Below are 24684 nucleotides of genomic sequence, written 5' to 3'. Positions count from 1 at the left end.
CACGTACCCCAAATCGCGGAGCCGACCCATCAGGTCCTCTTTGTCCTGCGCGCGGCCCTCGCGTTCCGCGCTCGCGCCGAGGTCGGAGACGGGAATCTCGTCGCCGGGCGACGCGCCGAGGCACGCGAAGTCCTCGTTGCGGGCGACGACGAGGTCGAGGCCCCAGCGGTCGACCCACTCGCGGACGAACGCCTCGGTCTCGTCGAAGTGCTCGAAGTGGTCGATGAAGACGACCGGCGGCACGGGGACGCCCGCGTCGGCGGCGACCTCGCGGACGACGTAGAGGACGAGCGTGGAGTCTTTCCCGCCGGTCCACATGACGGCCGGGCGCTCGTACTGTTCGAGGGCAGTCGCGGTCACCGCGGCCGCCTTCTCCAGTTTCGCTTCCAGCGTCGGGGAGTTCGCGGCGGTCTCCTCGCGGCCGTCGTCGTAGTCGACGTCGAGGGAGTCGTGGAACGTGTGAGCCACACAACAGAAATCGCTCGGAGAGAATATCGCTGTTTCCGCTGTGGGACGGTCACAGTCGCTCTCGAAGCGGGCCGCGAAAAAGTGAGCGCGTGGCGACGTTCGCGTTAGATATCGACCGTCGTCACATGTAGCCGAGGTCGCGCAGGCGCTCCATCAGGTCCTCTTTGTCCTGGGCGCGGCCCGCGCGCTCGGTCGTGTTCTCCATGTCCTGTAGCCACGCCGGTTCCTCGGCGGACTTGTCGGTCGAGACCTCACTGCCGAGACTCCGGAAGCCGGCGAAGTACTTCGGCGAGACGGGCACGTCCTCTTGGGTGACGCCCTCGGGGAGGTCGGTGTCGCTCGTCGGGACGTAGCCGTCCTCGGGGTAGTTCTCGACGGTGTCGGGGACCGCGAAGTACCAGAAAGCGTCCCAGACGGCGCTCTCTTCGAACTGGAGGATGGGTTGAATGCGGTCGTGCGGGGGGTAGATGTCGGGGTCGTGACGGGGGCTGAAGAACGTCTCGTCGGCGCGGGCCTCCTGTTCGTCCCAGCGGACGCCGGAGATGACGCCGTCGATGTCGTGTTCTTCGAGGGTGTCGTTGAGCGCGACGGTCTTCAGCAGGTGGTTGCCGACGTAGGTGTCGAGCAGGAAGGGGAACGTCTCCTCCTCGTACTCGAGAATCTCGCGGACGTGGTGCTGGTTGTGCTCGGAGAGTTCGGAAACCGGGATGTCGTCGCCGGGTTCGAGGCCGTGTTCGTCGACGTACGCGCCGACGTCCTCGTTACGCGCCCAGATGACGTCGAGGTCCCACTCGTCGGCCCAGTGCTCGACGAAGTCCATAATCTCGTCGAAGTGCTGGTAGTGGTCGATGAAGACCGCCGGCGGCACTTCGAGGTCGTAGCGCTCTGCGACCTCCTTGATGAAGTAGAGCGTGAGCGTCGAGTCCTTCCCGCCGGTCCACATCACGGCGGGGTTCTCGTACTGTTCGAGTCCCTGCTTCGTGACCTCGATGGCTTTCTCGATTTTGTCCTCGATACTCGGGTAGTCCTCCGGCGTCTCTCCCTCGCCGTCGGTGTAGTCGACGTCGAGGTAGTCCGGGAAGGCTTCGGCTTCCGACATGGTGTGTAATTACATCTAATTAGATAGTGTAAATGCTTTTTGCCCGAGCAGTCGCGTGCGCCGTGATACCGCCGAACACGATTTGGGCCGCTGGCTCACGCGATTCGGCGGTGACGAGATGGGGAGATACGACGCGGTTAGGAGATGAACTTGTTGTCGCGCCAGTTGATTCCGCTGTCCGACGAGCCGTTCTGCTGTGGGTTCTCGACGACTTCGACGGAGGCGGCACGCACCTCGCCCTCGACGATGCGCGTCGCCTGCAGTTCGTCGCTCTCCTCGGTGATGGCGGTCAGCGTCCCCTTCTCCGAGAGCATCGCAATCTCGCGGAGGACGAGGAACATCGGATACTGGAGCGCCGTGTTCTGGAGCACGGTTTCGAGGTCGCCTTTGAAGCAGGCGAACTCGACGAGCTCGGAGGGAATCTCCTCTTCTTCTTCATCTCCCCAGTTGGGCGCTCCCGCTCGGGGGGGCTCTTCTTCGTAGACGCGGTTTTCCGTCACGCTCGCTTTCAACTGGGCCGTCGGCGTGTACTTGCTGAGGTTGTCGTCGGCGGAGACGGCTTTGATGATGAGGGTGTTGTTTCGGCGGGTGATGTCTACGTTCTCGACCTCAGGCGGCAGTTCTGGGTCGTTTTCGAAGTAGTCCATCACGTCTTCGAGTGGCAGTTCCAACGTCGAATGGAGTCGATATACGCGGCCTGACATTGTTGGCTTCGGTATCGACGAGAGCCACGGTGCGGGCGCACCCGGATGGCGATACCTGCGTGGATGTACGAGTTCGAGGCTTATATGGCCTCCCCTTCTCGTTAGTCGAGAGACGGAAAGTCGCCGTCCGGCCGCTGTCGGGTGGTCTGTCGGGTGCGGTCCCGGCGGTCAGTTCGCGCCGGTCAGCGCCGCTTCGAGTTCGCCGCGCTCGTCGAGTTCTTCGAGGATGTCACTGCCGCCGACGAACTCGCCGTCGACGAACGTCTGTGGGATGGTCTCCCAGTCGCTTTTCCCCTTGAGCGCCTCGCGGTAGTGCGGGAGCGCGGGCAACACGTCGACGGTCTCGAACTCGTCGACGTACTGGGAGATGAGGTCGACCGCCTTCGCGGAGTAGCCGCACTGCGGCATCAGGCGGTTGCCCTTCATGAACAGGACGACGCGGTTGTCCGCGACGGCCTCGTCGACGCGGGTCTGTACTTCCTCTGGGTCCAAACTCTCCGGTTGGAACGTCATGCACCCAGCTAGCGGCCGGGCGGACAAAGGAGTTGCGTCGCGGTCACATCGGAACCGTCGAGCCGTGCGACCGAGACGGCGGCTTACTGCTCGCCGACGCGGACGACGTTGATAAGCGAGTGGACGGGGACGCCGTCTATCTCTTCGACGCCCTGCTTGTCGACGATGACCACGCACGCGAGCGGCTCGCCGCCCTCGGAGCGGATGGCGTCGATGGTCTCCCGGAGCGTCGTGCCGCTCGTCACCGTGTCGTCGACGATGAAGCACTTGCGGCCCTCGACGGGCGAGAAGTTCCGGGAGAACCCGCCGCCGAGGTCTTCGAGGTCGCCTTCGTCCCACTGGTGTTTCGCGGGCGAGTACGCGCCGAGCGTCGTTTCGAGCTCGCGCGAGACGGAGGTCGCGAGGGGGACGCCCGCCTTCTCGATGCCGACGGTCACGTCGGCCTCGCCGTTCGTCTCCATGAGCAGGTCGGCGAGCGCGCGCCCGATGTAGGTGAGTCGCTTGCCGCCACTGCCGATGGCGTTCCAGTCGACGTGGATGTCGTCGGGGCCGTCGGGCTCCGCACGGGGCTCGGGTTCGGTCGCCGCGCCGCTTCGTTCGACAAGCCAACTGGCCGTCTCGCGCGAGACGTTCAACTCGTCGGCAATCTCGCCTTTCGAGAGGCCGCGGTCCGCGAGCTCAGCCGCGCTGGCGATGAGGTCGTCGACGTTCTTCATACAGTACCGAATTCGATGGCGGTTTTTATAGTGGTGTCGTCGTCTTCGAATGCTGCTTCGAACTCCGAAAGCGGGTGGACGCCGGTGACCAAATCGCGGAGGAACCACCGCGGGAGCTTTGTGAACGTCACGGTCGCGGCCTCGAAGTGCTTGACGTGGGAGTTGACACTGCCGACGAGCGCCTTGTTGTGGAGGACCATCTCGCGGTGGAACGCCCCGGCGTCGACCTCGAACTTCCAGTCGCTCGGGACGCCGAGGAGCGCGGCGACGCCGTTGGGCGCGAGCGCCTGCACCGACTGGATGGCGTGTTTGGGGAAGCCGGTCGCCTCGTAGATGAAGTCCATGCCCTCGTGTGCGCTCGGAACCTCCTCGACCGGCGTCTCGCGGGAGTCGACGTACGTCGCGCCGAGTTTCTCGATGACGTCGATAGTCGGGTCGGGGCGGTCGCGCCGACCGAGGCAGTAGAGGCTCTCGTAGCCCTTATCGTCGGCCTTCAGCATGGCGAGCGTCAGGAGCCCGAGGCTCCCGTTGCCGAGGACGAGCGCCGACGAGGGGTTCCAGTCGAACGCGGACCGACTCGCGTAGGCCTGCTCGCGCGCCTTCTCGGTGATGGAGATGGGTTCGATGAGGAAGCCGAGTTCGGCCTGCGAGCGCGGGATGCGAACGAGGTAGTTCGACGGGCTCGTGAAGTACTCGGACATGAACCCGTGCGCGCCGACGATACCGCGCTCGGCGTACATCCCGTCGGGAGCCATGTCGGGTTGGTTCTTCTCGAAGTACTCGTTCGTCCCCGACGCCGGCGGCCGGCGGACCGTCGGCACGACGACGTCGCCTTCCTCCAGTTCGGTGTCGTTCGGGTCGACGACGACGCCGACCGCCTCGTGGCCGAGCACGAGGTGGTCTTCGCCCTCCGGGAACCCGCCGTGGCCGCCGGCGATGACCTCGTGGTCCGTCCCGTCCACGCCGACCCGAAGCGTCCGGACGAGCGCCTCCCCGGCGTCGGGTTCCGGTCGCGGCTTCTCGATGACGACCGGCTTGTCTTCCCCGCGCTCGACGGCGATTGCTTTCATACATCCACCAACGTCCCACCCCACCAAAAGACTTATTCTATGATGAGTAAATAATTTAGCCACGGTGAGCGCCCAGCGTCGTCACACCAGCCCATGACGCACCGCATCGCGCGGACCAGCCTGTCCAGCCCAACCGTGCCGGCGCTCTCCGAACCCGTGCCCGAACCGCGCCGAAGCCGATATCCCGTGCCCGTCGGCTTCTGAGGCGGTCTTGGGTTTCTCCTGACAGTCGCTCGCCTCAGCGACGCGTTCGGCCGACCGCAGAACAGAGAGCGTGTCGCTTCGCCGGGCGGTCGCCTGCCGACCCGGCGACCCGACCGACGGTTCAGTTGTCGACGTCGTCGACGAGTTCGTCCGCGAGACCGACGTACGTCGCGGGCGTGAGCGCGAGCAGTTCCTCGCGGGTCTGCTCGTCCACGTCGAGGTCCGCAAACAGGTCGTGGAAGTCGTCGAGGGTCACCTCGCGGCCGCGGGTGAGTTCCTTCACCCGCTCGTAGGCCTGCGTGTCGCCCTCGCGGCGGAGAATCGTCTGGACGGCCTCGCCGATGATGGCCGGCGTGTCGTCGAGTTCGTCGCGCATGACCCGCTCGTTCGGGACGACCTTCCCGAGACCGGTCTGGGTCTTCTTGTAGCCGATGAGGCAGTGGGCGAACGCCGCGCCGACGTTGCGCTTGACCGTGGAGTCAGAGAGGTCGCGCTGGAGGCGCGAGGTCGTCACGTAGTCGGCGAGGAACGTCAGGTCCGCGTTGGCCTTCGAGAGGTTGCCCTCGGAGTTCTCGAAGTCGATGGGGTTGACCTTGTGCGGCATCGTCGACGAGCCGGTCTCGCCCTCGACGGCCTCCTGTCCCAGATAGCGGTCGGAGACGTACAGCCACGCGTCGCGGTCGAGGTCGACGAGGACGTTGTTGACGCCGCGGACGGCGTCGAACAGCGCCGCGAGGTCGTCGCAGGGGTTGACCTGCGTGGCGAGCGCGGTGTGGTCGAGGCCGAGCGACCCGACGAACTCGCGGGAGAACGCCCGCCAGTCAACGTCGGGGTAGGCGGCGACGTGGGCGGCGTAGACCCCCGACGCACCCGCGAGCTTGCCGGCGAGGTCGTCGGTCGCGGCCTCGACGCGGGCGAGCGTCCGACCGAGGCGGGCGGCGTAGACGGCCATCTCCTTGCCGAACGTCGTCGGCGTCGCGGGCTGACCGTGGGTGCGTGCGAGCATGGGCACGTCGCGGAACTCCTGTGCGAGCGAGACGAGTTCGTCTCGCGTGTCGCGGAGTTCGGGCACGAGCACCTCCTCGACCGCGCCCTTCACCATGAGGCGCTGGGCGAGGTTGTTCACGTCCTCGGAGGTGAGGCCGAAGTGAATCCACGGGTGGACCGACTCGGCGGTCTCGGTGCGGATGAAGTACTCGACGGCCTTCACGTCGTGGTTCGTCGCCGAGAAGCCTTCCGCGCCCTCGACTTCGAGCCGTTTCACGAGGTCGGCGTCGTCGGCGTCGAACTCCTCGTAGAGCGCCCGGAGGTCGGCGCGCTCGGCCTCGGAGAACGAAAGCGGCGTCGCGTCGAGGTCGGCGAGCGCGAGGAGGTACTCCACTTCGACTTCCACGCGGGCGCGCATGAGCGCGGCCTCGCTCACGTGCGGCGCGAGGGGTGCGGTTCGAGAGGCGTATCGCCCGTCGAGCGGGGACACCGCGTACAGCGGGTCGTGCCGGTCGGCGTCGGTCATGTCTGAGCCGTCACGATGGGGGCGGTTAAACGCTGGGGGTTCGTCGCCGTCGCGGAGGCGATGCTTGCGCACAAGTGTGCGTACTCAACCCCTGTCTGCGGTCGAGTCTGGGCCGACATATACACAATCGAGGATACTCGACCGTCGAGGACCGCAACCACTTTGAGGGCCGCGAGTCGCCATTCTCACATGGTCACCATCGCCGGTCTCGCGAGCAACCGCGGACGAAACCTGCGCAACGTCGCCGACCGCGCCCCCGGCGGGGCGGAACTCGGCGTCGTCGTCTCGAACAGCGCCGACGCGCCCGTCCTCGACTGGGCGGACGAACGCGGCATCCCCAGCGAAGTCGTCGAACGCGGCGACGACGAGTCCCGCGAGTCCCACGAGGAGCGCATCCTCGACGCCCTCGCGGCGTACGACTTCGATATCGTCTGTCTCGACGGCTACATGCGCGTGCTCACCTCGACGTTCCTCGACGCCGCGCCGACGACGCTCAACGTCCACCCGTCGCTCCTCCCCGCGTTCCCCGGCATGGACGCCCACGAACAGGTCCTCGACGCCGGCGTCAAGACGACCGGCTGTACGGTCCACGTCGTCGGCGAGGAGGTCGACGCCGGCCCCATCGTGACACAGGAGGCCGTCCCGGTGTACACCGATGACGACGCCGACGACCTCAAATCCCGCGTCCTCTACGACGCCGAGTTCAAGGCCTACCCGCGCGCCGTCCGCTGGTTCGCCGAGGACCGCGTGACGGTCGAAGACGATTCCGTCACCGTCGAGGGCGACGTGGACGCCGGCCTCCCCGAGCGCCGCGTCACCTCCGAGGACCGCTACGACGAGCTCCGGTACGGCGAGAATCCCCATCAGGACGCCGCCGTCTACGTTGACGAGACGTGCGACGAGGCGTCGGTCGTCGGCGCGCCCCAGCTCAACGAGGGCGCGAAGGGGCTGTCGTACAACAACTACAACGACGCCGACGGCGCGCTCAACATCATCAAGGAGTTCGACGAGCCCGCCGCGGCGGTCATCAAGCACACGAACCCCGCCGGCTGTGCCACCGCCGACACGCTCGCGGCGGCCTACGCCGACGCCCTCGCCACCGACCCGATGAGCGCCTTCGGCGGCATCGTCGCGCTCAACCGCGAGTGCGACGCCGAGACGGCCGAACTCATCGTCGATTCGTTTAAGGAAGTCGTCGTCGCGCCCGGCTACACCGACGACGCGCTCGACGTGCTGACCGAAAAGAAGAACCTCCGCGTCCTTGATGTGGGCGAACTCGGCGACCGGACTGAGACCTACACCGAGAAGGCGCTCGTCGGGGGGCGACTCGTCCAGGAGCGCGACCTCTGGACGCCGACCCTCGACGACCTCGAAGTCGTCACCGAGACCGAACCCACGGACGAGCAGTTAGAGACGATGCTGTTCGCGTGGAAGGTCCTGAAGCACGTGAAGTCCAACGGCATCCTCTTCGCCAAGGGCACCGAGACGGTCGGCGTCGGCATGGGGCAGGTCTCCCGCGTCGACGCGGTCGAACTCGCCGCGATGAAGGCCGAGGAACACGCCGAGGGCAAGGACGCGCAGGGTGCCGTAATGGCGTCGGATGCGTTCTTCCCGTTCCCGGACGGCGTGGAGAAGGCGGCCGACGCGGGTATCGAGGCGGTCATCCAGCCCGGCGGGTCCGTGAACGACGAGGAGGTCATCGAGGCGTGCGACGAGCGCGGGATTGCGATGGTGTTCACCGGCCAACGGTGCTTCAGGCACGACTGAACAGCGTGAAGGAGTGCCGGAAGTCAGTGAGACGAACGAAGTGAGTCTCACGCGATTTTAGGCACGATTGAGCGGAGCGAAAGAGGGCCTAACGCTTGATGCGCGAGCAATGCGAGTGCATCGGCGTTTCAGGCACGAGTCGTGCCTGAAACTCGTGACAGCCCTTTCGGACCCGACCCGCGACCCGTTCCCACGACCTAACACCGACGGTGTCCCTTCAAGTGTCGGCGAGACGAACACAGAGCTATGTACGAACACATCCTGGTGCCGACCGACGGGAGCGAGGGGACGATGCAGGCAATCGAGCACGCGCTCGAACTCGCCGGGGCGGAGTCGACGGTCCACGTGCTGTCGGTCGTCGACCAGCGGGTGTACCTCGCCGCCGGCGGCGACCAACAGGACGCCGTCATCCAGTCGCTCCGCGACGACGCGGTCGATGCGGTCGAGCGGTGCGCCGCGAAGTGCGAGGGGAAGACCGCGGCGACGACGGCGGTTCGAGACGGCGTCCCGCACAAGGTCATCCTCGACTACGCCGACGAACACGGCGTCGACGTGGTCGTGATGGGGACCCACGGGCGGACCGGCCGCGACAAGCTCACGTCGCTCGGGAGCGTCACCGAGCGCGTCATCGAGAACGCCAAGCGTCCGGTGCTCGTCGTCCACATCGACTGAACCGGGCGCGTCAGGGGCGCTCCGGTGACGGACTGAGGGTGCTCGGGTGCTCGGGAGGTCGGCCTCGTGCCGCAGGAGTGATGTCGAGCGTTAGGCCTAAGCCCACCGTCCGGTTTCTCACGCGTATGGAGTACCACGAGGCGGTGAACTTCCTTTTCGACCTCCGGCGGTTTCAGGTCAAGCCGGGGACCGAGTCGATTCGGCGGTTGCTCTCTCACCTCGGCAACCCCCACGAAGACGTGTCGTTCGTGCAGGTCGCGGGGTCGAACGGCAAAGGAAGCACCGCCCGGATGGTCGACGCGATACTGCGCGAGTCGGGCGCGCACGTCGGCCTCTACACCTCGCCGCACTTCGACGACGTGCGGGAGCGAATCCGCGTCGACGGCCGGAAGGTTCCGAAGTCCGCGCTGTCGTCGTTCGTGGCCGAAGCCAAGCCGTACCTCGTCGAGCGCGCCGCCGACGGCGAGCCGCTGACCTTCTTCGAGACCGTGACCGCACTCGCGCTGTGGTACTTCGACCGCGCGGGCGTCGACGTGGCGGTTCTCGAAGTCGGGATGGGCGGCGAACTCGACGCGACGAGCGCCGTCGACCCGGTCGCCAGCGCCGTCACCAACGTCTCGCTCGAACACACCGCCGTCCTCGGTGACACGGTCGCGGAAATCGCGAAGACGAAAGCCGCCGTCGCGCCCGCCGACGCGCCGCTCGTGACCGGGGCGACCGGCGAGGCGCTGTCGGTCATCCGCGAGGAGGTCGGCGACGTGCTGACCGTCGGCGACGCCGACGCCGACGTTCGCGCCTCCTACGGCGGCCGCGTCAACCACCAGGAGGCCGCCGTCACCGTCGAGACCGACGCCGAGACGCTCGACGTTCGAATACCCCTTCTGGGCGCGTATCAGGCGCGAAACGCCGGTATCGCCGTGTCGCTCGCCCGGCAGGTCCGCTCCGACATCGGCGCGGAGGCGATTCACCGCGGCCTCCGAAACGCCCACTGGCCGGGTCGGTTCGAGGTCATGGGCACGGAGCCGACGGTCGTCCTCGACGGGGCGCACAACCCCGACGCCTGCGCGCAGGTCGCCACCGTCCTCGACGAGTTCGACTACGACGACCTCCACCTCGTCTACGGCGCGATGCACGACAAGGACCACGGCGAGATGGTCGAGGCGCTCCCGGAGGTCGCGTCGGTCGTCACCTGCAAGGCGGATATCTCGCGGGGCGAAGACCCCGAGATACTGTCGTCAGTCTTCGAGCGACTCGACGGCCCCGCAGTCGAGACCGGCGGCGCGGTCGCCTCGGCGCTCGACCGAGCGCGCGCCCGCGCCGACCCCGACGACTGCGTGCTCGTCGTCGGCTCGCTGTACGTCGTCGCCGAGGCCCGCACGACGTGGACGCGGGCGGTCGTCCCGAAGGCCCACCGGACGCTCGACGACGCCCGTCGGACCCTCGAACGCGCGAACGTCGCCGACGCCGCCGACCGGACCGAGCGCGCGAAGCGGGCGGTCAACCGAACGGTTCACACTCGCGTCCAGCGCCGACAGGCCCGGGTGCTCCGCGAGGAACTGCTGTCGGTCGGGGGAGACTGCGCCGTCTCGGGCCACGAGTTCGGCGGGGAACTCGTCGACGTGGTCCTGACCGGGACGCTCGACCAGTTCGAGCGGTTGACGGCGGGCCTCGAAGCCCGGCCGTACGCGCTCGCGGGGGTCGGCGAGGAGATTCGCGAGACGCTCGACTTCGACTCGGCTGACGCCGCCGACGAGGGCGGCGACGCTGGCGGTGCCGGCGACGCTGACGACGCTGGCGACGCCGGCCACGACGAAGCCAGCGACTACCCGTGGGACGACGGCACGGCCGTCATGGGCATTCTGAACGTGACGCCGAACAGCTTCCACGACGGCGGGGAGTTCTACGACATCGACGACGCCGTCGAGCAGGCGCGGGCGATGGTCGACGCCGGCGTGGACATCATCGACGTGGGCGGCGAGAGCACCCGCCCCGGCGCGGCCGAGGTTCCCGTCGACGAGGAGATTCGCCGCGTCGCGCCCGTCATCGAGGCCATCTCCGCCCTCGACGTGCTCGTGTCGGTAGACACCCGGAAGGCCGCGGTCGGCGAGGCCGCCCTCGACGCCGGCGCGGACATCCTCAACGACGTGACCGGCCTCGAAGACCCCGAGATGCGCTTCCTCGCGGCCGAGCGTGACGCGCCGGTCATCGTGATGCACAGCATCGACGCGCCGGTCGACCCGACCCGCGAGGTCGACTACGACGACGTGGTCGAGGACGTCATCGACGAACTGACCGAACTGGTGTTACTCGCCGAGAAGGCGGGCATCCCGCGGCGGAACCTCATCGTCGACCCCGGTCTCGGCTTCGGGAAGTCGAAGGCCGAGAACTTCGAACTCCTCGGGCGAACCGACGAGTTCGCCGCGCTCGGCTGTCCGATTCTCGTCGGCCACTCCCACAAGTCGATGTTCTCGCTCGTCGGCGAGAAGCCCGGCGACAACCTCGCGGCGACCGTCGCGGGCACGGCCATCGCCGCCGACCGCGGGGCCGACATCGTCCGCGTCCACGACGTGCCGGAGAACGTCGCCGCCGTGAACGTCGCGCTCGCGTCGCGCGACCCGAGCCGGTTCGAAGCCGACGCCGAGCGCGAAGACTGAGAACCAACACTCGGCGCGTCGGGGTGAAACCGGTGTTTTTCTGCGCCGAGTGCCTACTCCCACCTCGTGTGCACACTCATCCTCGCGTGGCAGGTGTTCGAAGACGCGCCGGTCGTCGTCGCCGCCAACCGCGACGAACTCCTCGGCAGACCCGCCGAACCGCCCCGGCGGTGGGACAACGGCGACGGTCCCGGTATCGTCGCGCCGCGGGACGCCGAGGCGGGAGGGACGTGGGTCGGCTACAACGACGCGGGCGTCTTCGTCGGCATCACGAACCGCTGGGTCGAGGTCGACGGCGGCGGCGAGCGCTCCCGGGGCCACCTCGTCCGCGACGCGCTCCGCCACGAGACCGCCGAGGACGCCGCGCGGTTCGTCGAGCACGCGGTCGAGGACGACACCTACGACGGCTTCAACCTCGTCGTCGCCGACGAGACCGCCGCGCTGTTCTTCGAGTGGGACGGGAGCCTGTCGGTTCGGAACTTCGACCCCGGCGTCCGCGTCGTCGTCAACGTCGGCACGCCCGATTCGTGGTTCGTCCCCGAGCGACGCCCCGAGGTGGGCGAGACGCAGGCCGACAACGCCCGGCGACTTGAGGAGGCCCTCCAGCCCGAGCCGAGCGAATCGGTGACGGCGTGGCGCGAGCGGGCGAAGGCCGCGCTCGCCGACCACGACTTCGGCGTCTGCGTCCACGACCCGGCGGGTCGGTTCGGCACGCGCTCGTCGTCAGTCATCACGCTCGGCGAGGCGGAATTCGCGTACGAATTCGCCGACGGCCCGCCGTGTCAGACCGCCTTCGAACCGGTCGAACGTCAGGATTAAACCGCTCGCACGACGTGTAGGTGGTATGAGCGCGAGCGAAGCCGAGCAAGACCTTTCTTCCGACGAGCACGCGGGACTGGAACTCATCCGCGAGTCGGGCGGCATCCACCAGAGCGACTTCTGGAAAGAACTCGACATCTCCTCCCGGAAGGGGAGCCGCATCGCCGAGGTGCTTGAGTCGCTCGGTCTCATCAAGCGGACCGAGACGGTTTACAGCGGCCACACCACCTACTACCTCGAACCGGCCGCGCGCGACCTCGACTTCTCGATGCTGATGGCGGGCGACATGCTCTCGCCGCTCATCGGCGAAGAGGAGATTAACGCCAACAGCAACGCCTTCTCGCAGTGGCTCATGAACCTCGCCTACGAGGAGTACTGAACCGCGCGCAGTCTCCCTTCGTGGCCCGATAGACGACCGCGTTTCCGGTTCTGTTTCGGTTGTTCGTTTTCCGTTTTCCGTTCCGGCCTCGTGTTCCGCCCGTGAGCGACGCGACCGCTCCCCGTCGCGTCCGCGGCGACGACGCGGTCGCTCGCCGGGCGGGGGTCGGAGAAGAACGCGCGGGAACCGGAAACGAGAACGGGAACCGCGGGACGCGGCTTACTCTTCGGTCTGTTCGTCGTCCTCGGTCGCCAACAGGTCGTTGGCTTCGAGGTAGCTCTCGATTTCGTCGTTGGACAGTTCGACGAATCGCTCGGACTCCGCGGAGACGGTCCCCACGTCGACGCCGTCGGGCGCGGTGCCCTCGTCGCTGGTCGAGGCGATGGCTTCGAGGGCGAGTTCGATGCCCTCGTCGAGGGTCAGGTCGTCGCGGAAGTTCTCTTCGAGGTGCTCTTGGTGGTCGCCGCGGTCGGCCCCGATGGAGACGGCCTTCCACTCGTAGGGGGTCCCCGAGGGGTCCGTCTCGTAGAGGCGGGGCGTGCCGTTTTCGACGCCGCCGATGAGGAGCGCGACGCCGAACGGGCGCGCGCCGCCGACCTGCGTGTACTGCTGGATGTGGTCGGTGACTTCCTTGGTCAGCGTCTCGATGCCGATGGGTTCGCCGTAGCGGAGGCGGTTGACCTGCGACTGGCGGCGGGCGAAGTCGATGAGCTGGCGGGCGTCGGCGACGTGGCCGGCGCTCGCGATACCGATGTGGTCGTCCGCCTTGTGAATCTTCTCGACGCTCGTCGGTTCCATCAGCGGCGAGCGAGAGCGCTTGTCAGCCGCGAGGACGACGCCCTCGGGCGTTCGAACGCCGATGCTCGCGGTGCCGCGCTTGACGGCCTCGCGAGCGTATTCGACCTGATAGAGTCGACCATCCGGCGAGAAGATCGTAATCCCGCGGTCGTACGCCTGTTGTTGCGCTTGTCCCTGCATGGAATATCACTCGAAATCGAGTTGCGTCGCGCCCGTGAACCCGTCCGAACCGCCGACGTCCAAGAGTGAGTCGCGGACGACGGCGGTTCGGGAGTCGTTCTCGAACACGACGGTTCTCTCCTCGGAAATTCCGGCCCGGCCGTGTAAATACCTTTCCGAACAGGCACGCACTGTCCCCGAGACGCCTCGCACTCTCACCCCGACCGGGTCGCCGCCGACGGCGTCGATGCAGGCGAGCGCGGCGCGGGCCTCCTCGACGTGGCCGCGCCGGGCGCGGACGATAGTCTCGGCGATGCCGTCGGCGGAGTCGAACCCGAGGACGGTCAGGTCGGCGTCGGCGCTCCCGGCGTCGCCGTAGAGGTTCTGCGCGGCGTACCAGAGTTCGCGCTGGAACGGCCCGCGGGCGAGGTCGGCGTCGGGCCACGTCTCGATTTCGACGGCGAGATATCGTCGCCGCGGTCGGAGGTGTTTGGGCAGGTGCTTCATCGGCTCAGCTCACTCGTCGGCGGTCGGCGCTCGCTCGGCGACGAGGACGCCCACCTGCTCGTGGACCGATTCGACGGCCGTGAGGACGAACCCGGCGTCCGTGAGCGCGTCGGCGAGGAAGCCGACGGTCGCGGGGTCGTCCACCTCGGGCGAGTAGAACGGCTCGTCAGGGTCGGGCGTCCCGAAGAACATCACGTCGCCGAGGACGAACCGCCGCGGTTCGAGGGCGGCGATGACGTCGATGGCCTCGCGTTTCTCCTCGTCGGAGAGGTGGTGCATGGCGAAGTTGGTGACGACGATGTCGACCTGTTCGTCACCCACGTTGGGGTCGCGGAACCGGCCCTCGCCGAACGCGACGTTCTCGATGCCGACCTCGGCGGCCTTGGTGCGGGCCTGTTCGAGCATTCCCTCGCTGATGTCGCGGCCGACGACGCGCTTCGCGTCGGGGGCGAGCGCGAGGGCGATAGCGCCCGTGCCGGTGCCGAGGTCGAGCACCACGTCCTCGGGGGAGGGGTCGGCGTAGTGGACGACGAGCGAGACGCACGCGCGGTACTCGTCGCTGTCTTGGGAGTCGTCGTACTCCGCGGCGATGTGGGAAAAGCGGGCGGCGTGTTCCTCAATCGTCTTCTTCATATCGTCCCCGTTTGACGCCGGGGGCTATGAACGACTCGGACGTGCGCTCGCGGTTGCGCGCCGCGAGGCGGCCCCACTCGCGGAGGCCGTCGAGCACCTGCTCGCGGTCGAAGCCGATGACCTCGCCCAGCCCCGCCAACTCGCGGGGACTCCGCAGTTGGAGATGCGACGACGGGGTCGCGGAGACGACGTAGGGCGCGTCGTAGTACTCGACGAGTTCGCGGAGCTTCCGGAGCGCCGAGATGGCCTGCACGCGGGTCCCCCCGTCGCTTCGGAGCACCGGCCCGAAGTCGAACTCGACGCGGACGCCGTTGTCGCGGGCGGCCTTGGCGAGGACGTGGTTGAAGTTGCCCTCGCCCGCCATGGGCCGGGAGAGCACGTCTATTCGCGGCTGTTCGACGGCGAATCGATTGAGCGCGTTCGTCCCCCCGCGGAGGACGAGCAGTTCGCGCTGTGGCCGGTAGTTGCCGACCGCGCCGCTGGCTCGTTCCGGGTCGGACGCGTCGATTTCGACGGCGTCGACGAGGTCCACGTCGAGCGCCTCGCGGAGGCGGTCGTAGTCGGGGCGGGCGTCGAGCGCGCGGACGACGACGCCGTCGTAGTCGTACCGCCCGGCGGCGACGGCGACGCGACTGACCGTGCTCTCGCCGTCGGGGTGTGCGTAGACCGCCTCGTACATAGGCCGACTCAGGTGCGGGTGGGAAAAGGGCGTTGCGTTCCGGGTCGGCGGGGCGGTCGGCGCGAGCGAACGGGCGAACGTGAGAGCATGGAGAATAGGCGAACGCGGGACCGTGCGCTCAGACGCCGCGGGCGACGACGAACGACGCGACGACGAGCGCGGCGACGCCGACGCCCACGCCGAATCCGGGAATTTCGATTCCGGACGGCGAATCGCTCGTCGCGGGCGGCGAGGACGCCGTTTCGGCCGTCGCGTCGGCCTCTCCGACGTCGGGCGTCAGCGTCGAGTTCTCGGGCATGTCGTACGTCACGAGTGTGGCGTTCTCCTCGTAGATGGTCTGTTGGTCACGGCGAACCGAGACCTGGACCGGCCCGCCGCGGAGTCGCGACAGTTCCGAGAGGTCGAACGTCACGTCGAAGGTTCCGTTTTCATCGACGCGGACGGCCTTCGAGACGAGGAACGGATGGGTGTCGCCGACGGACTTCACGCGGACGCCGATGAGCGTCCCGGGCGCGTACGGGGTCGTCCCGTGGACGTGCTCGCCGTCGACCGCGTCGAGCGTCAGTTCGTCGCCCGCGTGGTCGATGACGGTGCCGCTGTCGGCCGCGGCGACGCCGGACAGCGACAGGGCGACCACGACGAGGAGAGCGACGCTGAGGTGGGGAGGGCGCATCGTCCGGAACGTATCGTTCGGACAACAAGTACGTTGTGATTAGCCGACACTTAGGCGACGATTGCGGCGACCGCGGCTTCGAGCGCGGCGGCCGCGGTCCGCACGTCGTCGGTGCGCACGTACTCTCGTTCGGCGTGCGCGACCGCGCCCTCGTCGTCGGCGAGGTGGCCGGGTCCGAAGACGACGACGGGCGCGGGAGAGAAGTAGGAGGCCTCGGTCGCGGCGGTGAAAGGTCGGACGTCCGCCCGTCCGCCGGCGTCTCGCGAGGCCGCCGCGAGCGTCGTCACGAGCTCGTGGTCGGGGTCGGTCGCGAACGCTTCGAGGAACGGCGTCGGGCGCTCGGTGAGCGCGAAATCGACGCCCACGTCGTCCGGCACCGCGGTCCGGAGCGTCGATTCGAGTTCGTCGCGGAAGCCGTCGGCCGTCTCCGGGGGGACGCTCCGGCGGTCGACCACGAGTCGGCAGTCGGCGGGCACCTGATTCGAGCTCGCCCCGCCGTCGACCATCGTCGGCGTCAGCGTCGCCGGCCCGAGGTCGGGGTGTGCCTCGCGGTCGTCGTCGAACGACCGGAGGGCGTCGAGGACCGACGCGAGCGCGTCCACGGCGTTGCTCCCCGACTGCGGTTCGGCCGCGTGCGCGGCGACCCCCGACAGCGAGACCGTCCCCTCGAACCGGCCCTTCGCGGCCGTACAGACGTCGAGGCCGGTCGGCTCGCCGACGATGTACATGTCACCGTCCACGTCGAGAGCGGCCGCGCCCGTCGAGAGGAGTTCCTCGTCGGGCGTGACGGCCAGCGTGACCCGGCTGTCCGGCCCGGGGTCGGCGGCGAAGAAGGCCGACAGCAGGGCCGCGAGCGGGCCTTTGGCGTCGCAGGAACCGCGCCCGCGGATGACGCCGTTCTCGCGTTCGTACGGGACGTGCGGCGAGACGGTGTCGATGTGCGTGTTGAGGACGAGGTGCGTCGCCGGCTCCGTCGCTCCCTTCGAGGCGACGGTGTTGCCGGCGTCGTCCACGGTCGGGTCGGCACCCTCGGCTTCGAGCGTCTCGACCAGTAGCTCGCGCATCTCGCTCACGTCGTCGTTCGACGCGACGGGGACGGCCCGTTCGAGGAACGCGACGGGGTCGAACCCGTCGGCGTCGCCGCTCATCGCTCGCGGAAGACGATGTCGGCTCGGCCGTCGCCCTCGTAGACGGCCGGGCCGCCGAGGAGCGCCGAGCCCTCGTCGGGGACGGTCACGGAGAGCGCGCCGCCCGGCGGGGAGACGGTCACGGGGTCGTCGCCGGAGACGCGCCCGAGTCGCTTCGCGGCCGCGACGACGGCGACCGCGCCGGTGCCGCAAGAGCGCGTCTCGCCTTCGACGCCGCGCTCGAAGGTGCGCTGTCGGAAGCCACCCTCGCCGTCGGGCGAGGCGAGCGTGACGTTCGCGCCCTCCGGGAACACGGGTGCGTGACGGACCGCGGGCGCGACCGATTCGAGGTCCACGTCGTCCACGTCGTCGACGAAGGCGACGGCGTGGGGGACGCCCGTGTTGACGACCGTGACGGTCAGTCCCTCGACGTCGGTCTCGACGAGTTCGTCGTCGGCCGCGAGCGGCACGTCCCGGGGCGCGAACGAGGGGACGCCCATCTCGACGGTCACGTCGGTGCCGTCGAGGCTCGCGCGGCGGGTGCCGGCGGGCGTGTCTATCATGACCTCGTTCGTGCCGGTTCGCTCGGCGGCCCACGCGGCCGCGACGCGAGCGCCGTTGCCGCACATGGCGGCGACGGAGCCGTCGGGCTGGACGAGCGTCATGACGACCCGCGGCGGGTCGTAGCGCGATTCGAGCGCGAGAAACAGGACGCCGTCTGCGCCGCGTCGCTCGCTCTCGCTCAGGGTGATTCCGGCCTCGCGGTCGCAGTGGGTGCGGGCGAAGGCGGGGCGGTCCGGGACCGGGTCGTCTGCGTCGACGACGAAGAAGTCGTTTCCAGTGCCGTGGAACTTTTCGAAGGGAACGGTGTTGAGTACGCTCATGGTTCTGTGTGGGTGCTTGGTCAGTTGGGGATGTGCTCGGGTGCGGTTCGTTCGAGTGCGGTGACGTCGTCGAGGGTCTCGCGCCGACGGGCCAGTCTGGGGCCGTCGGCGTCGAGGACGACTTCCGGGGGGCGCGGTCGAGAGTTGTAGGTGCTGGCCATCTCGTAGCCGTACGCCCCCGCGTTGCCGAGCGCGAGGCAGTCGCCGCGCTCGGGGGCGGGGAGGTCGCGGCCGTCGGCGAACACGTCGCTCGTCTCGCAGACGGGGCCCGCGACGATGGTCGAAACCGGGTCGGCGTCGGGCCGAGAGAGATTCGAAATCGCGTGGTACGCGTCGTACATCGCCGGTCGGAGTAGCGTCGTCATGCCGGCGTCGATGCCGACGACGGTCGTCTCGGAGGCGTCCTTCACGGTGTTGACTTCCGAGAGGAGGACGCCCGCGTCGGCGACGACGTAGCGGCCGGGTTCGATTGCGAGTCGGGCGTCAACCTCGCCGAGCGCCTCGCGGGTCGCGTCGGCGACCGAGTTGAGGTCGAGCGGCGGTTCGTCCTCGCGGTAGGGGACGCCGAAGCCGCCGCCCACGTCCACGAATTCGAGGTCGCCGACCTCGCGGGCGAGGTCGCCCATCCGGCGGACAAGTTCGCGGTGCGCCGAGAGGTCGTCGCCGGAAATACCGCTTCCCGCGTGGGCGTGGACGCCGACGAGGTCGAACTCCTCGCGCACGTCGGCGGCGAGGTCGGGGACGCGGTCGATGGGGATGCCGAACTTCGCGTGCGCGCCGGTGCGGACCTTCTCGTGGTGGCCCGCGCCGACGCCGGGGTTCGCCCGGAGGCAGAGCCGCCCGTCGAAGCCGCGCTCGCGCAGGCGGTCGATAGTGTCCGCCGCGCCGACCGTGACGGTCATCTCGGGGTTCGACTCCCAGCGCGAGACGACGTGGTCGAGGTCGGCGTCCGGCGGGTTGACCGCCGTGTATCGGACGCGCTCGCCGGGGAAGCCCGCGTCGAGGGCGCGTTCGACCTCGCCCGCGGAGGCGCACTCGGCGTCGACGCCGGCCTCGCGGACGGTTTCGAGCACCGCTCGCCCGGCGTGGGCCTTGACGGCGTAGCTGACGTGCGCCTCGGGGAACGCCTCGCGGAGTCGGAGACAGTTCTCGCGGACGCGACGGAGGTCGGTCACGTACAGCGGCGAGCCGAACTCGTCGGCGAGCGACAGCAGGCGCTCGCGGTCCCAGTCCGAGAGCCGCCGGACGGCCGGCCCGCCGCCGCTCATTCGCGCAGCGCCTCCTCTCGACGGGTCGCGTCGAGGGTGTCGTCCTCGATGTCGAGGGCGACGACCGCGGGCTTGTACGCGCCGCCGGCGAACAGGTCGTGGTCGCCGAGCGACGACTCCACGAACCGCGTGAAGGCGCGGCGGTTCGCGGGCAGGTGGCCGTAGTAAATCTCCTCGTCGACGAGGTCGTAGACGGGGATGCGGGGCGTCAGAAGGGTGTTCTCGCCGACGATGGAGTTCTCGCCGACGACGAAGCCGGAGGTGACCCGACAGCCCGCGCCGAGCGCCGCGCCGTCTTCGACGACGACCGGTGCGTCCTCGACGGGTTCGAGCACGCCGCCGATGAGCGTGTTCGCGCCGAGCTTGACGTTCGCGCCGATCTGCGCGCAGGAGCCGACGGTGTCACAGGAGTCCACGAGCGTGCCGTCGCCGACGTGCGCGCCGACGTTCACGAACGAGGGGCTCATCATGATGCAGTCGGAGCCGAGGTACGCGCCGCGGCGGATGGCGGTACCGTCGGGGGTGTTGCGCGTGCCGCGGTCGCCGAGGTCCTCGGTGTCGCGCAGGGGGAGCACGTCGTGGTAGCGGACGTCGCCGTACTCGCGGGGGAGCGTCTCGCGCAGGCCGAAGTTGAGCAGGATGCCCCGTTTGACCCACTCGTTGGCCGCCCACGAGGTCACATCGGAGCCGGTCTTCTCGGCGGCGCGCACCTCGCCCGCTTCGAGGGCGTCGAGGAACGCGTCGAGCGTGTCGAGGTCGTCGACGGTCGCCGATTCGGCGTCGACGTCGCCGTCGTCGTATCGCTGCCACAGGTCTCGTACGTCGGATTCCAGATTCATTCGAGTACCTCGGTGAAGTCGTACCACCCGGCGTCGCGGTCGGCGAGCCACGCCGCGGCGTCGAGCGCGCCGGCGGCGAACACCCCCCGCGACCCCGCGCGGTGCGTCAGTGAAAGAGACTCGTGATTTCCAGCCAGTAATATCTCGTGCTCACCGGCAATATCCCCCGCCCGGCGAGCGTGGACGCCGACCTCGCCCTCGGTTCGGGGCGCTTCGCCCTCGCGGCCGTGGACGCGCGGGGACGCACCGCGCACGTCGTCGATGTCGTCAGACCGCGTCTGACGGACCGACGAACGTGCTTCGTCGATGTCGTCGAGGAGGGTCAGTGCCGTCCCGCTCGGTGCGTCGCGCTTGGCGTTGTGGTGCGTCTCCGTGAGTTCGATGTCGTAGCCGTCGAGGGCGGGGACCGCCTCGCGGACGGCCCGGCGGAGCGCCGCGATGCCGCGCGAGAAGTTCGACGCGTACAGCACCGGCACCTCGGACGCGGCCTCGCGGAGCGCGTCGAAGCCGCCTTCGCTCAGGCCGGTCGTGCCGGTGACGAAGGCGACGCCCGCCGCCGCGCAGGCCGACGCGTACTCGATGCAGGACGCCGGGCCGGTGAAGTCGACCACGACGTCGGGGGCGTGCGAGGCGAGCAGGTCGGCGAAGTCGGCCGCGTCCGCGACGGCGACTCCTTCGACTGACGCACCGGGCGAGCGACTGACCGCGAAGGCGACAGAGAGGTCGTCGCGGTCGGCGGCCGCGGCGAGGACTTCCCCGCCCATGCGGCCGGTCGCGCCGGTGACGCCGACGGAGACCGTCACTCGCCCGCACCTCCCGGAACCGCCTGTTCGGCTTCGAGGTCGGACAGCAGGCGGCGCAGTTCCTCAGTGTTGTCCTCCGTGAGTCGGGTGAGCGGCGGGCGCAGGCGCGCCGGGCCGTAGCCCCGAATCTCCATGGCCTCCTTGACCGGGATGGGGTTCGTCTCGGCGAACAGGTGACGGTTCAGCGGGGCGAGGTCGTGGTGGATGCCGCGGGCGCGCTCGTAGTCGCCCTGTAGCGCCGAGTGGACCATCGCGCCGACGCGGGCGGGCTCGACGTTCGCCGTGACCGAGATGGCCCCAGCGCCGCCGACCGAGAGAATCGGGAGCGTGAGCGCGTCGTCGCCGGACAGCACCGCGAACTCCTCGTCGCGGGTCCGCTCGACGACCTCCGAAATCTGGCCGAGGTCGCCGCTTGCGGCCTTGTAGGCGGTGATGTTCGGATGCTCGGCGAGCGTCGCGGCCGTCTCGGGCAGGATGTTGCTCCCGGTGCGGCCGGGGACGTTGTAGACGATTTGCGGCAGGTCGATTTCGTCGGCGATGGTCCGGTAGTGGTCGACGAGACCGGCCTGCTCGGGCTTGTTGTAGTACGGCGAGATGAGGAGCAATGCGTCGGCTCCGGCGTCGGCGGAGCGCCGGGAGAGTTCGAGCGCCTCGCGGGTCGAGTTCGAGCCGGAGCCGGCGATGACGGGCACGTCATCGACGGCCTCGACGGCCGCTTCGACGACTTCGACGTGTTCGTCGTGAGACAGCGTCGCCGACTCGCCGGTCGAGCCGACGGGCACGATGCCGTCGACGCCGGCCGCTTCGAGGCGTCGCACGTCGGCCTGGAACTGTTCGAAGTCGATACTGCCGTCCTCGTGGAACGGCGTGGTCATCGCGGGATAGACGCCGCGGAAGTCGAGTGATGTCATTGTGGTTGGTGGGTATGGTGACGGTCGTGGAAGCGTCGATATCGGTCGTGTGACCGGAACGTGCGTCAGCCGAAGGCCGCCCGAGACGGGGTCGCTACTCCCGCAACGAGCGATTCAGTACGCACGTTTTTTCGAAAAGAAAGCGGCACGCGACGCTGTCGAAGGCGTGGTGACCTGCGAGGGCCGCGTCGCGTTGTTCACACCGGATGCAGGTGCCGGAAGGATAATATAACTTGCGTCGTCTGCAGGTCCTGCCGGAGCGAACGGGCGGGCTGAGGCGCGCTTCGCGGCGCTCTCCGTCCGGTTCTCCGCCACGGGGATGGACTCCCGTCAACCGCATCGCCCTCTCCCCGGACGGTTATTAGCCCGCGCCGCCCAAGCGTCGTACGAATGACCGAGATACACTCCGACCAACGCGTCGCCATCCTCGCCGACGCGCAGAACCTCTACCACACGGCACAGAGCCTGTACTCGCAGAACATCGACTACTCGTCGCTCCTCCAGAAGGGGACGGCGGGCCGCGCGCTCACCCGCGCCATCGCCTACGTCATCCGTGCGGACTCGCCCGACGAGGGGAGCTTTTTCGATGCACTCGTCGACATCGGTTTCGAGACGAAAATCAAGGACATCAAGACGTTCGGCGACGGCTCGAAGAAGGCCGACTGGGACCTCGGCATCGCGCTCGACGCGGTCAGTCTCGCCGACCACGTGGACACGGTCGTCCTCTGTTCGGGCGACGGCGACTTCGAGCGGCTCTGTACCCACCTCCGCCACGAGGGCGTCCGCGTCGAGGTGATGGCGTTCAGGGAGTCCACCGCCGAGGAACTCGTCGCGGCGGCGGACACGTTCATCGACCTCTCGGAGCGAAAAGAGACGTTCCTGCTGTAGTTCCGACCGACTACTCGAACTGCGGAATCGCCGAGTCGCCGTCGAGGTCGGGGCCGGCCGTCCCGGTCGGTCCGTCGGTCCCCGCGTCGTGGGCCTCGAAGAACGCGACCGCGTAGGCGTACTGGAACGTCGCGAGAATCGTCTGGGTCACCAGCGAGAGGGCGGCGACGGCGGCGATTTCCGTCGGCGAGAAGCCGAGGCCGGCCTGCATCGCCGCCGGGTCCGCCGCGTTCTGTACCTGCTGGACGCTCTGTACCGTCCGAAAGACGATAAAGCCGGTCGCGGGGATGCTGACGACGAGGCCGACGACGAACCGGATGACGGAGTAGCCGAGCGAGGCGACGACGTTGTTCCGGACGAGTCGGTAGCTCTCGCCGAACGACTCGATTGCGCCCGCGTCGCCGACGACGACCGCGACGGGGTAGAACTGCACGAGGAAGATGACGACGAGGTACGCCAGTCCGAGGAGGCCGAGGACGGCGATGCCGACGAGGAGGCCGCCGCCGAGGGCGAGGTCACTTCCGCCCGCTGCGAGGCCGCCGACACCGACCGAGACGGCCATGGCGACCGCGACGATGACGAACAGGATACCGAACGCGAGGACGATGCCGAGTTGGACGATGTTCGCGAGGAGCATCGAGACGTACTTCTCGCGGCCGACGACGGTGAGCGTCGACAGCGAGGTCGAGTCTCCGGGCCCGCGGTCGACCGCCTCGTCGGCCATGCCGTAGAGACCGGCGGCGACGAACGGCGTGACGAAGAACGTCACCGCCGCGAGGACGGTCGGGACGAACGGTATCTGTGCCAACTGCGTTGCGAGTTGCGGGAGCGTGAGGAGGCCCAAGGCGAGGCCGCCGAGGAACAACACCGGGTTCGACCGGATGCCTCGGAGGGCGGTCTGGAGGGAGCTAATCGCGGCCATACCTCGACCTGTCGACACGCTAATACGTAAAATGTGAGGGTCGAGATACGGCGTGGTCGGGGTCGGGGTCGCGGCCGGCCCGCGAGTGAGAATCAGGCCGTCGGCGTCGCCAGCCGAGCGACGGTCGCGACCGCGCCGAGCGCCGCGATGGCGGCGAGCACCGTCGGGAGCCGCCAGTCGAGCGCCGTCTGCGTGAGAAGCATACTGCTCCCGAGCAGTAGCGCGGTTCCCACGGCGGCGAGTCGAACGTCCACGGACATACTCCGAGGGCGGTCAGTCCCGTACTTAGGACTTTCCGTCTCGGGCGTGCGTGGTAGCTCGGCGCACGCGGTCGGACGGGACCGCGACCCACTTTAGCCGGCGGGGCAAAGGGCGGAGTATGACCGAAGGCCACGCGACCGATTTGGACGACCTCCGGGTCGTCGCCGACTACCAGTTCGGGGCCGGCGCGGGCGACGCGCTGTTCCCGGCCGACGCGGACGTCGAGCTCTCACGCTCGCGGAGCGGCCGCCCGCGACAGGTGTACGTCGGGGGCGACCGCGTCACCTCCTACGGCACCGACGGGCGGTTCACCCTCGGCGTCGCCGGGGGTCGCCGCCTCTACGACGAGCTCGGCGGCGACGCCTACGTCGTCCGCGTCGGCGACGAGTCGGTCCCGTTCGTCCGCGACGGCAAGAACGCGTTCGCCAAGTTCGTCACCGAGGCCGACCCCGTGGTTCGCTCGGGCGACGAGGTGTGCGTCGTCGGCCCCGAGGGCGACCTGCTGGGCGTCGGTCGCGCGGAGCTCTCCGCGGACGCGATGCGCGACTTCCAAGCGGGGATGGCGGTTCGCGTCCGCGAGGGCGCGGACGAGCTGTAGAAGAGCGGAGGTGGGCGACGGAAGCTGATTTTAGCTGAATGCAGGCGCTAAGCCCCCGTCCTCAACGAGCAACGCAGGGCGTAGCCCGAGTAGCGCAGTAGGGCGGGGATACAGCGCCGTCATCATCTGTTCGTACACTGTTCTGTTGCAGGCCCA

At 68.6% G+C, this 24684-nt stretch carries 26 protein-coding genes and 1 pseudogene; 7 read left to right on the top strand and 20 right to left on the bottom strand.

All coding sequences use genetic code 11. The features are described 5' to 3' along the window. Nucleotides 1-57 precede the first annotated feature (57 nt). From ACFQI8_RS04295 to purB, 7 genes and pseudogenes are all read right to left on the bottom strand, one after another. Nucleotides 58-468 (bottom strand): annotated as a pseudogene (locus ACFQI8_RS04295) (phosphoadenosine phosphosulfate reductase domain-containing protein); the annotation flags it as partial. A gap of 121 nt (nucleotides 469-589) precedes the next feature. After that, nucleotides 590-1567 carry a phosphoadenosine phosphosulfate reductase family protein gene (locus tag ACFQI8_RS04290; RefSeq protein ID WP_390243006.1) on the bottom strand — a complete coding sequence of 326 codons (978 nt, stop codon included), beginning with the start codon at nucleotides 1565-1567 and terminating at the stop codon, nucleotides 590-592. Between the two features lie 137 nt (nucleotides 1568-1704). Further along, entirely contained in the window at nucleotides 1705-2271 is a 567-nt protein-coding gene (locus ACFQI8_RS04285) for a DUF7110 family protein (RefSeq protein ID WP_004043858.1), read from the bottom strand. 168 nt (nucleotides 2272-2439) lie between these two features. After that, on the bottom strand, nucleotides 2440-2784 hold the full coding sequence (locus ACFQI8_RS04280) for a glutaredoxin family protein (protein WP_390243005.1): 345 nt from the start codon (nucleotides 2782-2784) through the stop codon (nucleotides 2440-2442). 83 nt (nucleotides 2785-2867) lie between these two features. Further along, nucleotides 2868-3500 (bottom strand): transcriptional regulator GfcR, encoded by a 633-nt coding sequence (gene gfcR / locus ACFQI8_RS04275; RefSeq protein WP_390243004.1) that lies wholly within the window; start codon nucleotides 3498-3500, stop codon nucleotides 2868-2870. Further along, complete coding sequence (locus ACFQI8_RS04270) at nucleotides 3497-4570, bottom strand: glucose 1-dehydrogenase (RefSeq protein WP_390243003.1); 1074 nt, start codon at nucleotides 4568-4570, stop codon at nucleotides 3497-3499. The genes gfcR and ACFQI8_RS04270 overlap by 4 nt, the downstream gene beginning before the upstream one ends. Before the next feature lie 325 nt (nucleotides 4571-4895). Further along, a complete protein-coding gene (purB, locus tag ACFQI8_RS04265) occupies nucleotides 4896-6287 on the bottom strand; it encodes an adenylosuccinate lyase (RefSeq protein ID WP_390243002.1) in 1392 nt (463 codons plus the stop codon). 189 nt (nucleotides 6288-6476) lie between these two features. On the opposite strand from purB, the gene purH reads away from it, so the two are divergent. From purH to ACFQI8_RS04240, 5 genes are all read left to right on the top strand, one after another. Beyond that, nucleotides 6477-8054: a bifunctional phosphoribosylaminoimidazolecarboxamide formyltransferase/IMP cyclohydrolase gene (gene purH / locus ACFQI8_RS04260; protein ID WP_390243001.1), complete on the top strand. Its 1578-nt coding sequence runs from the start codon at nucleotides 6477-6479 to the stop codon at nucleotides 8052-8054. A gap of 246 nt (nucleotides 8055-8300) precedes the next feature. Further along, nucleotides 8301-8726 (top strand): universal stress protein, encoded by a 426-nt coding sequence (locus ACFQI8_RS04255; RefSeq protein ID WP_390243000.1) that lies wholly within the window; start codon nucleotides 8301-8303, stop codon nucleotides 8724-8726. A 125-nt stretch (nucleotides 8727-8851) separates the two neighbouring features. Continuing rightward, on the top strand, nucleotides 8852-11380 hold the full coding sequence (gene folP / locus ACFQI8_RS04250) for a dihydropteroate synthase (RefSeq protein WP_390242999.1): 2529 nt from the start codon (nucleotides 8852-8854) through the stop codon (nucleotides 11378-11380). A gap of 66 nt (nucleotides 11381-11446) precedes the next feature. Next, nucleotides 11447-12199: an NRDE family protein gene (locus ACFQI8_RS04245; protein ID WP_390242998.1), complete on the top strand. Its 753-nt coding sequence runs from the start codon at nucleotides 11447-11449 to the stop codon at nucleotides 12197-12199. Nucleotides 12200-12224: 25 nt separating this feature from the next. Then, nucleotides 12225-12578, top strand: coding sequence for a helix-turn-helix transcriptional regulator (locus ACFQI8_RS04240; RefSeq protein ID WP_390242997.1), 354 nt, complete (start codon nucleotides 12225-12227; stop codon nucleotides 12576-12578). Between the two features lie 219 nt (nucleotides 12579-12797). On the opposite strand, the gene psmA is transcribed toward ACFQI8_RS04240, so the two are convergent. The 11 genes from psmA to dapA all read right to left on the bottom strand — a co-directional run bounded on the left by psmA (nucleotide 12798) and on the right by dapA (nucleotide 21859). Further along, the gene (psmA, locus tag ACFQI8_RS04235) at nucleotides 12798-13556 is read right to left on the bottom strand and encodes an archaeal proteasome endopeptidase complex subunit alpha (protein WP_390242996.1); all 759 of its coding nucleotides are present in this window, start codon (nucleotides 13554-13556) and stop codon (nucleotides 12798-12800) included. Nucleotides 13557-13562: 6 nt separating this feature from the next. After that, nucleotides 13563-14042, bottom strand: coding sequence for an Rpp14/Pop5 family protein (locus ACFQI8_RS04230; protein WP_390242994.1), 480 nt, complete (start codon nucleotides 14040-14042; stop codon nucleotides 13563-13565). A 9-nt stretch (nucleotides 14043-14051) separates the two neighbouring features. Next, nucleotides 14052-14675, bottom strand: coding sequence for a class I SAM-dependent methyltransferase (locus ACFQI8_RS04225; RefSeq protein ID WP_390242993.1), 624 nt, complete (start codon nucleotides 14673-14675; stop codon nucleotides 14052-14054). Continuing rightward, entirely contained in the window at nucleotides 14659-15354 is a 696-nt protein-coding gene (locus ACFQI8_RS04220; RefSeq protein WP_390242992.1) for an RNase P subunit p30 family protein, read from the bottom strand. The genes ACFQI8_RS04225 and ACFQI8_RS04220 overlap by 17 nt, the downstream gene beginning before the upstream one ends. Before the next feature lie 118 nt (nucleotides 15355-15472). Beyond that, nucleotides 15473-16027: a BGTF surface domain-containing protein gene (locus ACFQI8_RS04215; RefSeq protein WP_390242991.1), complete on the bottom strand. Its 555-nt coding sequence runs from the start codon at nucleotides 16025-16027 to the stop codon at nucleotides 15473-15475. Nucleotides 16028-16077: 50 nt separating this feature from the next. After that, a complete protein-coding gene (locus ACFQI8_RS04210) occupies nucleotides 16078-17175 on the bottom strand; it encodes a M20 family metallopeptidase (protein ID WP_390242990.1) in 1098 nt (365 codons plus the stop codon). Further along, entirely contained in the window at nucleotides 17172-18038 is an 867-nt protein-coding gene (gene dapF / locus ACFQI8_RS04205) for a diaminopimelate epimerase (RefSeq protein ID WP_390242989.1), read from the bottom strand. Before dapF ends, ACFQI8_RS04210 begins: the two co-directional genes overlap by 4 nt. A gap of 20 nt (nucleotides 18039-18058) precedes the next feature. Then, the gene (gene lysA, locus ACFQI8_RS04200) at nucleotides 18059-19306 is read right to left on the bottom strand and encodes a diaminopimelate decarboxylase (protein WP_390242988.1); all 1248 of its coding nucleotides are present in this window, start codon (nucleotides 19304-19306) and stop codon (nucleotides 18059-18061) included. After that, nucleotides 19303-20145, bottom strand: a complete 843-nt coding sequence (locus ACFQI8_RS04195) for a 2,3,4,5-tetrahydropyridine-2,6-dicarboxylate N-succinyltransferase (RefSeq protein WP_390242987.1) — start codon at nucleotides 20143-20145, stop codon at nucleotides 19303-19305. Before ACFQI8_RS04195 ends, lysA begins: the two co-directional genes overlap by 4 nt. Further along, nucleotides 20142-20948 carry a 4-hydroxy-tetrahydrodipicolinate reductase gene (dapB, locus tag ACFQI8_RS04190; protein WP_390242986.1) on the bottom strand — a complete coding sequence of 269 codons (807 nt, stop codon included), beginning with the start codon at nucleotides 20946-20948 and terminating at the stop codon, nucleotides 20142-20144. The genes ACFQI8_RS04195 and dapB overlap by 4 nt, the downstream gene beginning before the upstream one ends. Next, nucleotides 20945-21859 carry a 4-hydroxy-tetrahydrodipicolinate synthase gene (gene dapA, locus ACFQI8_RS04185; protein WP_390242985.1) on the bottom strand — a complete coding sequence of 305 codons (915 nt, stop codon included), beginning with the start codon at nucleotides 21857-21859 and terminating at the stop codon, nucleotides 20945-20947. The genes dapB and dapA overlap by 4 nt, the downstream gene beginning before the upstream one ends. Before the next feature lie 390 nt (nucleotides 21860-22249). Here dapA and ACFQI8_RS04180 point away from each other — a divergent pair, with 390 nt between their 5' ends. After that, nucleotides 22250-22747 carry a LabA-like NYN domain-containing protein gene (locus tag ACFQI8_RS04180; RefSeq protein ID WP_390242984.1) on the top strand — a complete coding sequence of 166 codons (498 nt, stop codon included), beginning with the start codon at nucleotides 22250-22252 and terminating at the stop codon, nucleotides 22745-22747. A gap of 10 nt (nucleotides 22748-22757) precedes the next feature. Here the strand turns inward: ACFQI8_RS04180 and ACFQI8_RS04175 are convergent, their stop codons facing one another. Together ACFQI8_RS04175 and ACFQI8_RS04170 are read right to left on the bottom strand one after the other, a co-directional pair. Then, nucleotides 22758-23669, bottom strand: a complete 912-nt coding sequence (locus tag ACFQI8_RS04175) for a DUF7847 domain-containing protein (RefSeq protein ID WP_390242983.1) — start codon at nucleotides 23667-23669, stop codon at nucleotides 22758-22760. A 92-nt stretch (nucleotides 23670-23761) separates the two neighbouring features. Beyond that, complete coding sequence (locus ACFQI8_RS04170) at nucleotides 23762-23929, bottom strand: hypothetical protein (RefSeq protein WP_390243762.1); 168 nt, start codon at nucleotides 23927-23929, stop codon at nucleotides 23762-23764. Nucleotides 23930-24048: 119 nt separating this feature from the next. Between ACFQI8_RS04170 and ACFQI8_RS04165 the strand changes: the two genes are divergently transcribed. Next, nucleotides 24049-24528: a PUA domain-containing protein gene (locus ACFQI8_RS04165; RefSeq protein ID WP_390242982.1), complete on the top strand. Its 480-nt coding sequence runs from the start codon at nucleotides 24049-24051 to the stop codon at nucleotides 24526-24528. The last annotated feature ends 156 nt before the right edge of the window (nucleotides 24529-24684 follow it).

The organism is Haloferax chudinovii (genome assembly GCF_042663345.1).
In the GTDB taxonomy this organism is placed as follows: Archaea; Halobacteriota; Halobacteria; order Halobacteriales; family Haloferacaceae; genus Haloferax; species Haloferax chudinovii.
This window is presented reverse-complemented; position numbering and strand designations above follow the sequence as displayed.

Coding starts and splice junctions, on each gene's coding strand:
- ACFQI8_RS04215 (WP_390242991.1), bottom strand. CDS start 16,027: ATGCGCCCTCCCCACCTCAGCGTCGCTCTCCTCGTCGTGGTCGCCCTG.
- ACFQI8_RS04170 (WP_390243762.1), bottom strand. CDS start 23,929: ATGTCCGTGGACGTTCGACTCGCCGCCGTGGGAACCGCGCTACTGCTC.
- dapA (WP_390242985.1), bottom strand. CDS start 21,859: ATGACATCACTCGACTTCCGCGGCGTCTATCCCGCGATGACCACGCCG.
- ACFQI8_RS04230 (WP_390242994.1), bottom strand. CDS start 14,042: ATGAAGCACCTGCCCAAACACCTCCGACCGCGGCGACGATATCTCGCC.
- ACFQI8_RS04225 (WP_390242993.1), bottom strand. CDS start 14,675: ATGAAGAAGACGATTGAGGAACACGCCGCCCGCTTTTCCCACATCGCC.
- ACFQI8_RS04210 (WP_390242990.1), bottom strand. CDS start 17,175: ATGAGCGGCGACGCCGACGGGTTCGACCCCGTCGCGTTCCTCGAACGG.
- purH (WP_390243001.1), top strand. CDS start 6,477: ATGGTCACCATCGCCGGTCTCGCGAGCAACCGCGGACGAAACCTGCGC.
- ACFQI8_RS04175 (WP_390242983.1), bottom strand. CDS start 23,669: ATGGCCGCGATTAGCTCCCTCCAGACCGCCCTCCGAGGCATCCGGTCG.
- purB (WP_390243002.1), bottom strand. CDS start 6,287: ATGACCGACGCCGACCGGCACGACCCGCTGTACGCGGTGTCCCCGCTC.
- ACFQI8_RS04195 (WP_390242987.1), bottom strand. CDS start 20,145: ATGAATCTGGAATCCGACGTACGAGACCTGTGGCAGCGATACGACGAC.
- ACFQI8_RS04285 (WP_004043858.1), bottom strand. CDS start 2,271: ATGTCAGGCCGCGTATATCGACTCCATTCGACGTTGGAACTGCCACTC.
- dapF (WP_390242989.1), bottom strand. CDS start 18,038: ATGAGCGTACTCAACACCGTTCCCTTCGAAAAGTTCCACGGCACTGGA.
- gfcR (WP_390243004.1), bottom strand. CDS start 3,500: ATGAAGAACGTCGACGACCTCATCGCCAGCGCGGCTGAGCTCGCGGAC.
- ACFQI8_RS04240 (WP_390242997.1), top strand. CDS start 12,225: ATGAGCGCGAGCGAAGCCGAGCAAGACCTTTCTTCCGACGAGCACGCG.
- lysA (WP_390242988.1), bottom strand. CDS start 19,306: ATGAGCGGCGGCGGGCCGGCCGTCCGGCGGCTCTCGGACTGGGACCGC.
- ACFQI8_RS04220 (WP_390242992.1), bottom strand. CDS start 15,354: ATGTACGAGGCGGTCTACGCACACCCCGACGGCGAGAGCACGGTCAGT.
- ACFQI8_RS04165 (WP_390242982.1), top strand. CDS start 24,049: ATGACCGAAGGCCACGCGACCGATTTGGACGACCTCCGGGTCGTCGCC.
- folP (WP_390242999.1), top strand. CDS start 8,852: ATGGAGTACCACGAGGCGGTGAACTTCCTTTTCGACCTCCGGCGGTTT.
- ACFQI8_RS04290 (WP_390243006.1), bottom strand. CDS start 1,567: ATGTCGGAAGCCGAAGCCTTCCCGGACTACCTCGACGTCGACTACACC.
- ACFQI8_RS04255 (WP_390243000.1), top strand. CDS start 8,301: ATGTACGAACACATCCTGGTGCCGACCGACGGGAGCGAGGGGACGATG.
- ACFQI8_RS04270 (WP_390243003.1), bottom strand. CDS start 4,570: ATGAAAGCAATCGCCGTCGAGCGCGGGGAAGACAAGCCGGTCGTCATC.
- psmA (WP_390242996.1), bottom strand. CDS start 13,556: ATGCAGGGACAAGCGCAACAACAGGCGTACGACCGCGGGATTACGATC.
- ACFQI8_RS04180 (WP_390242984.1), top strand. CDS start 22,250: ATGACCGAGATACACTCCGACCAACGCGTCGCCATCCTCGCCGACGCG.
- ACFQI8_RS04280 (WP_390243005.1), bottom strand. CDS start 2,784: ATGACGTTCCAACCGGAGAGTTTGGACCCAGAGGAAGTACAGACCCGC.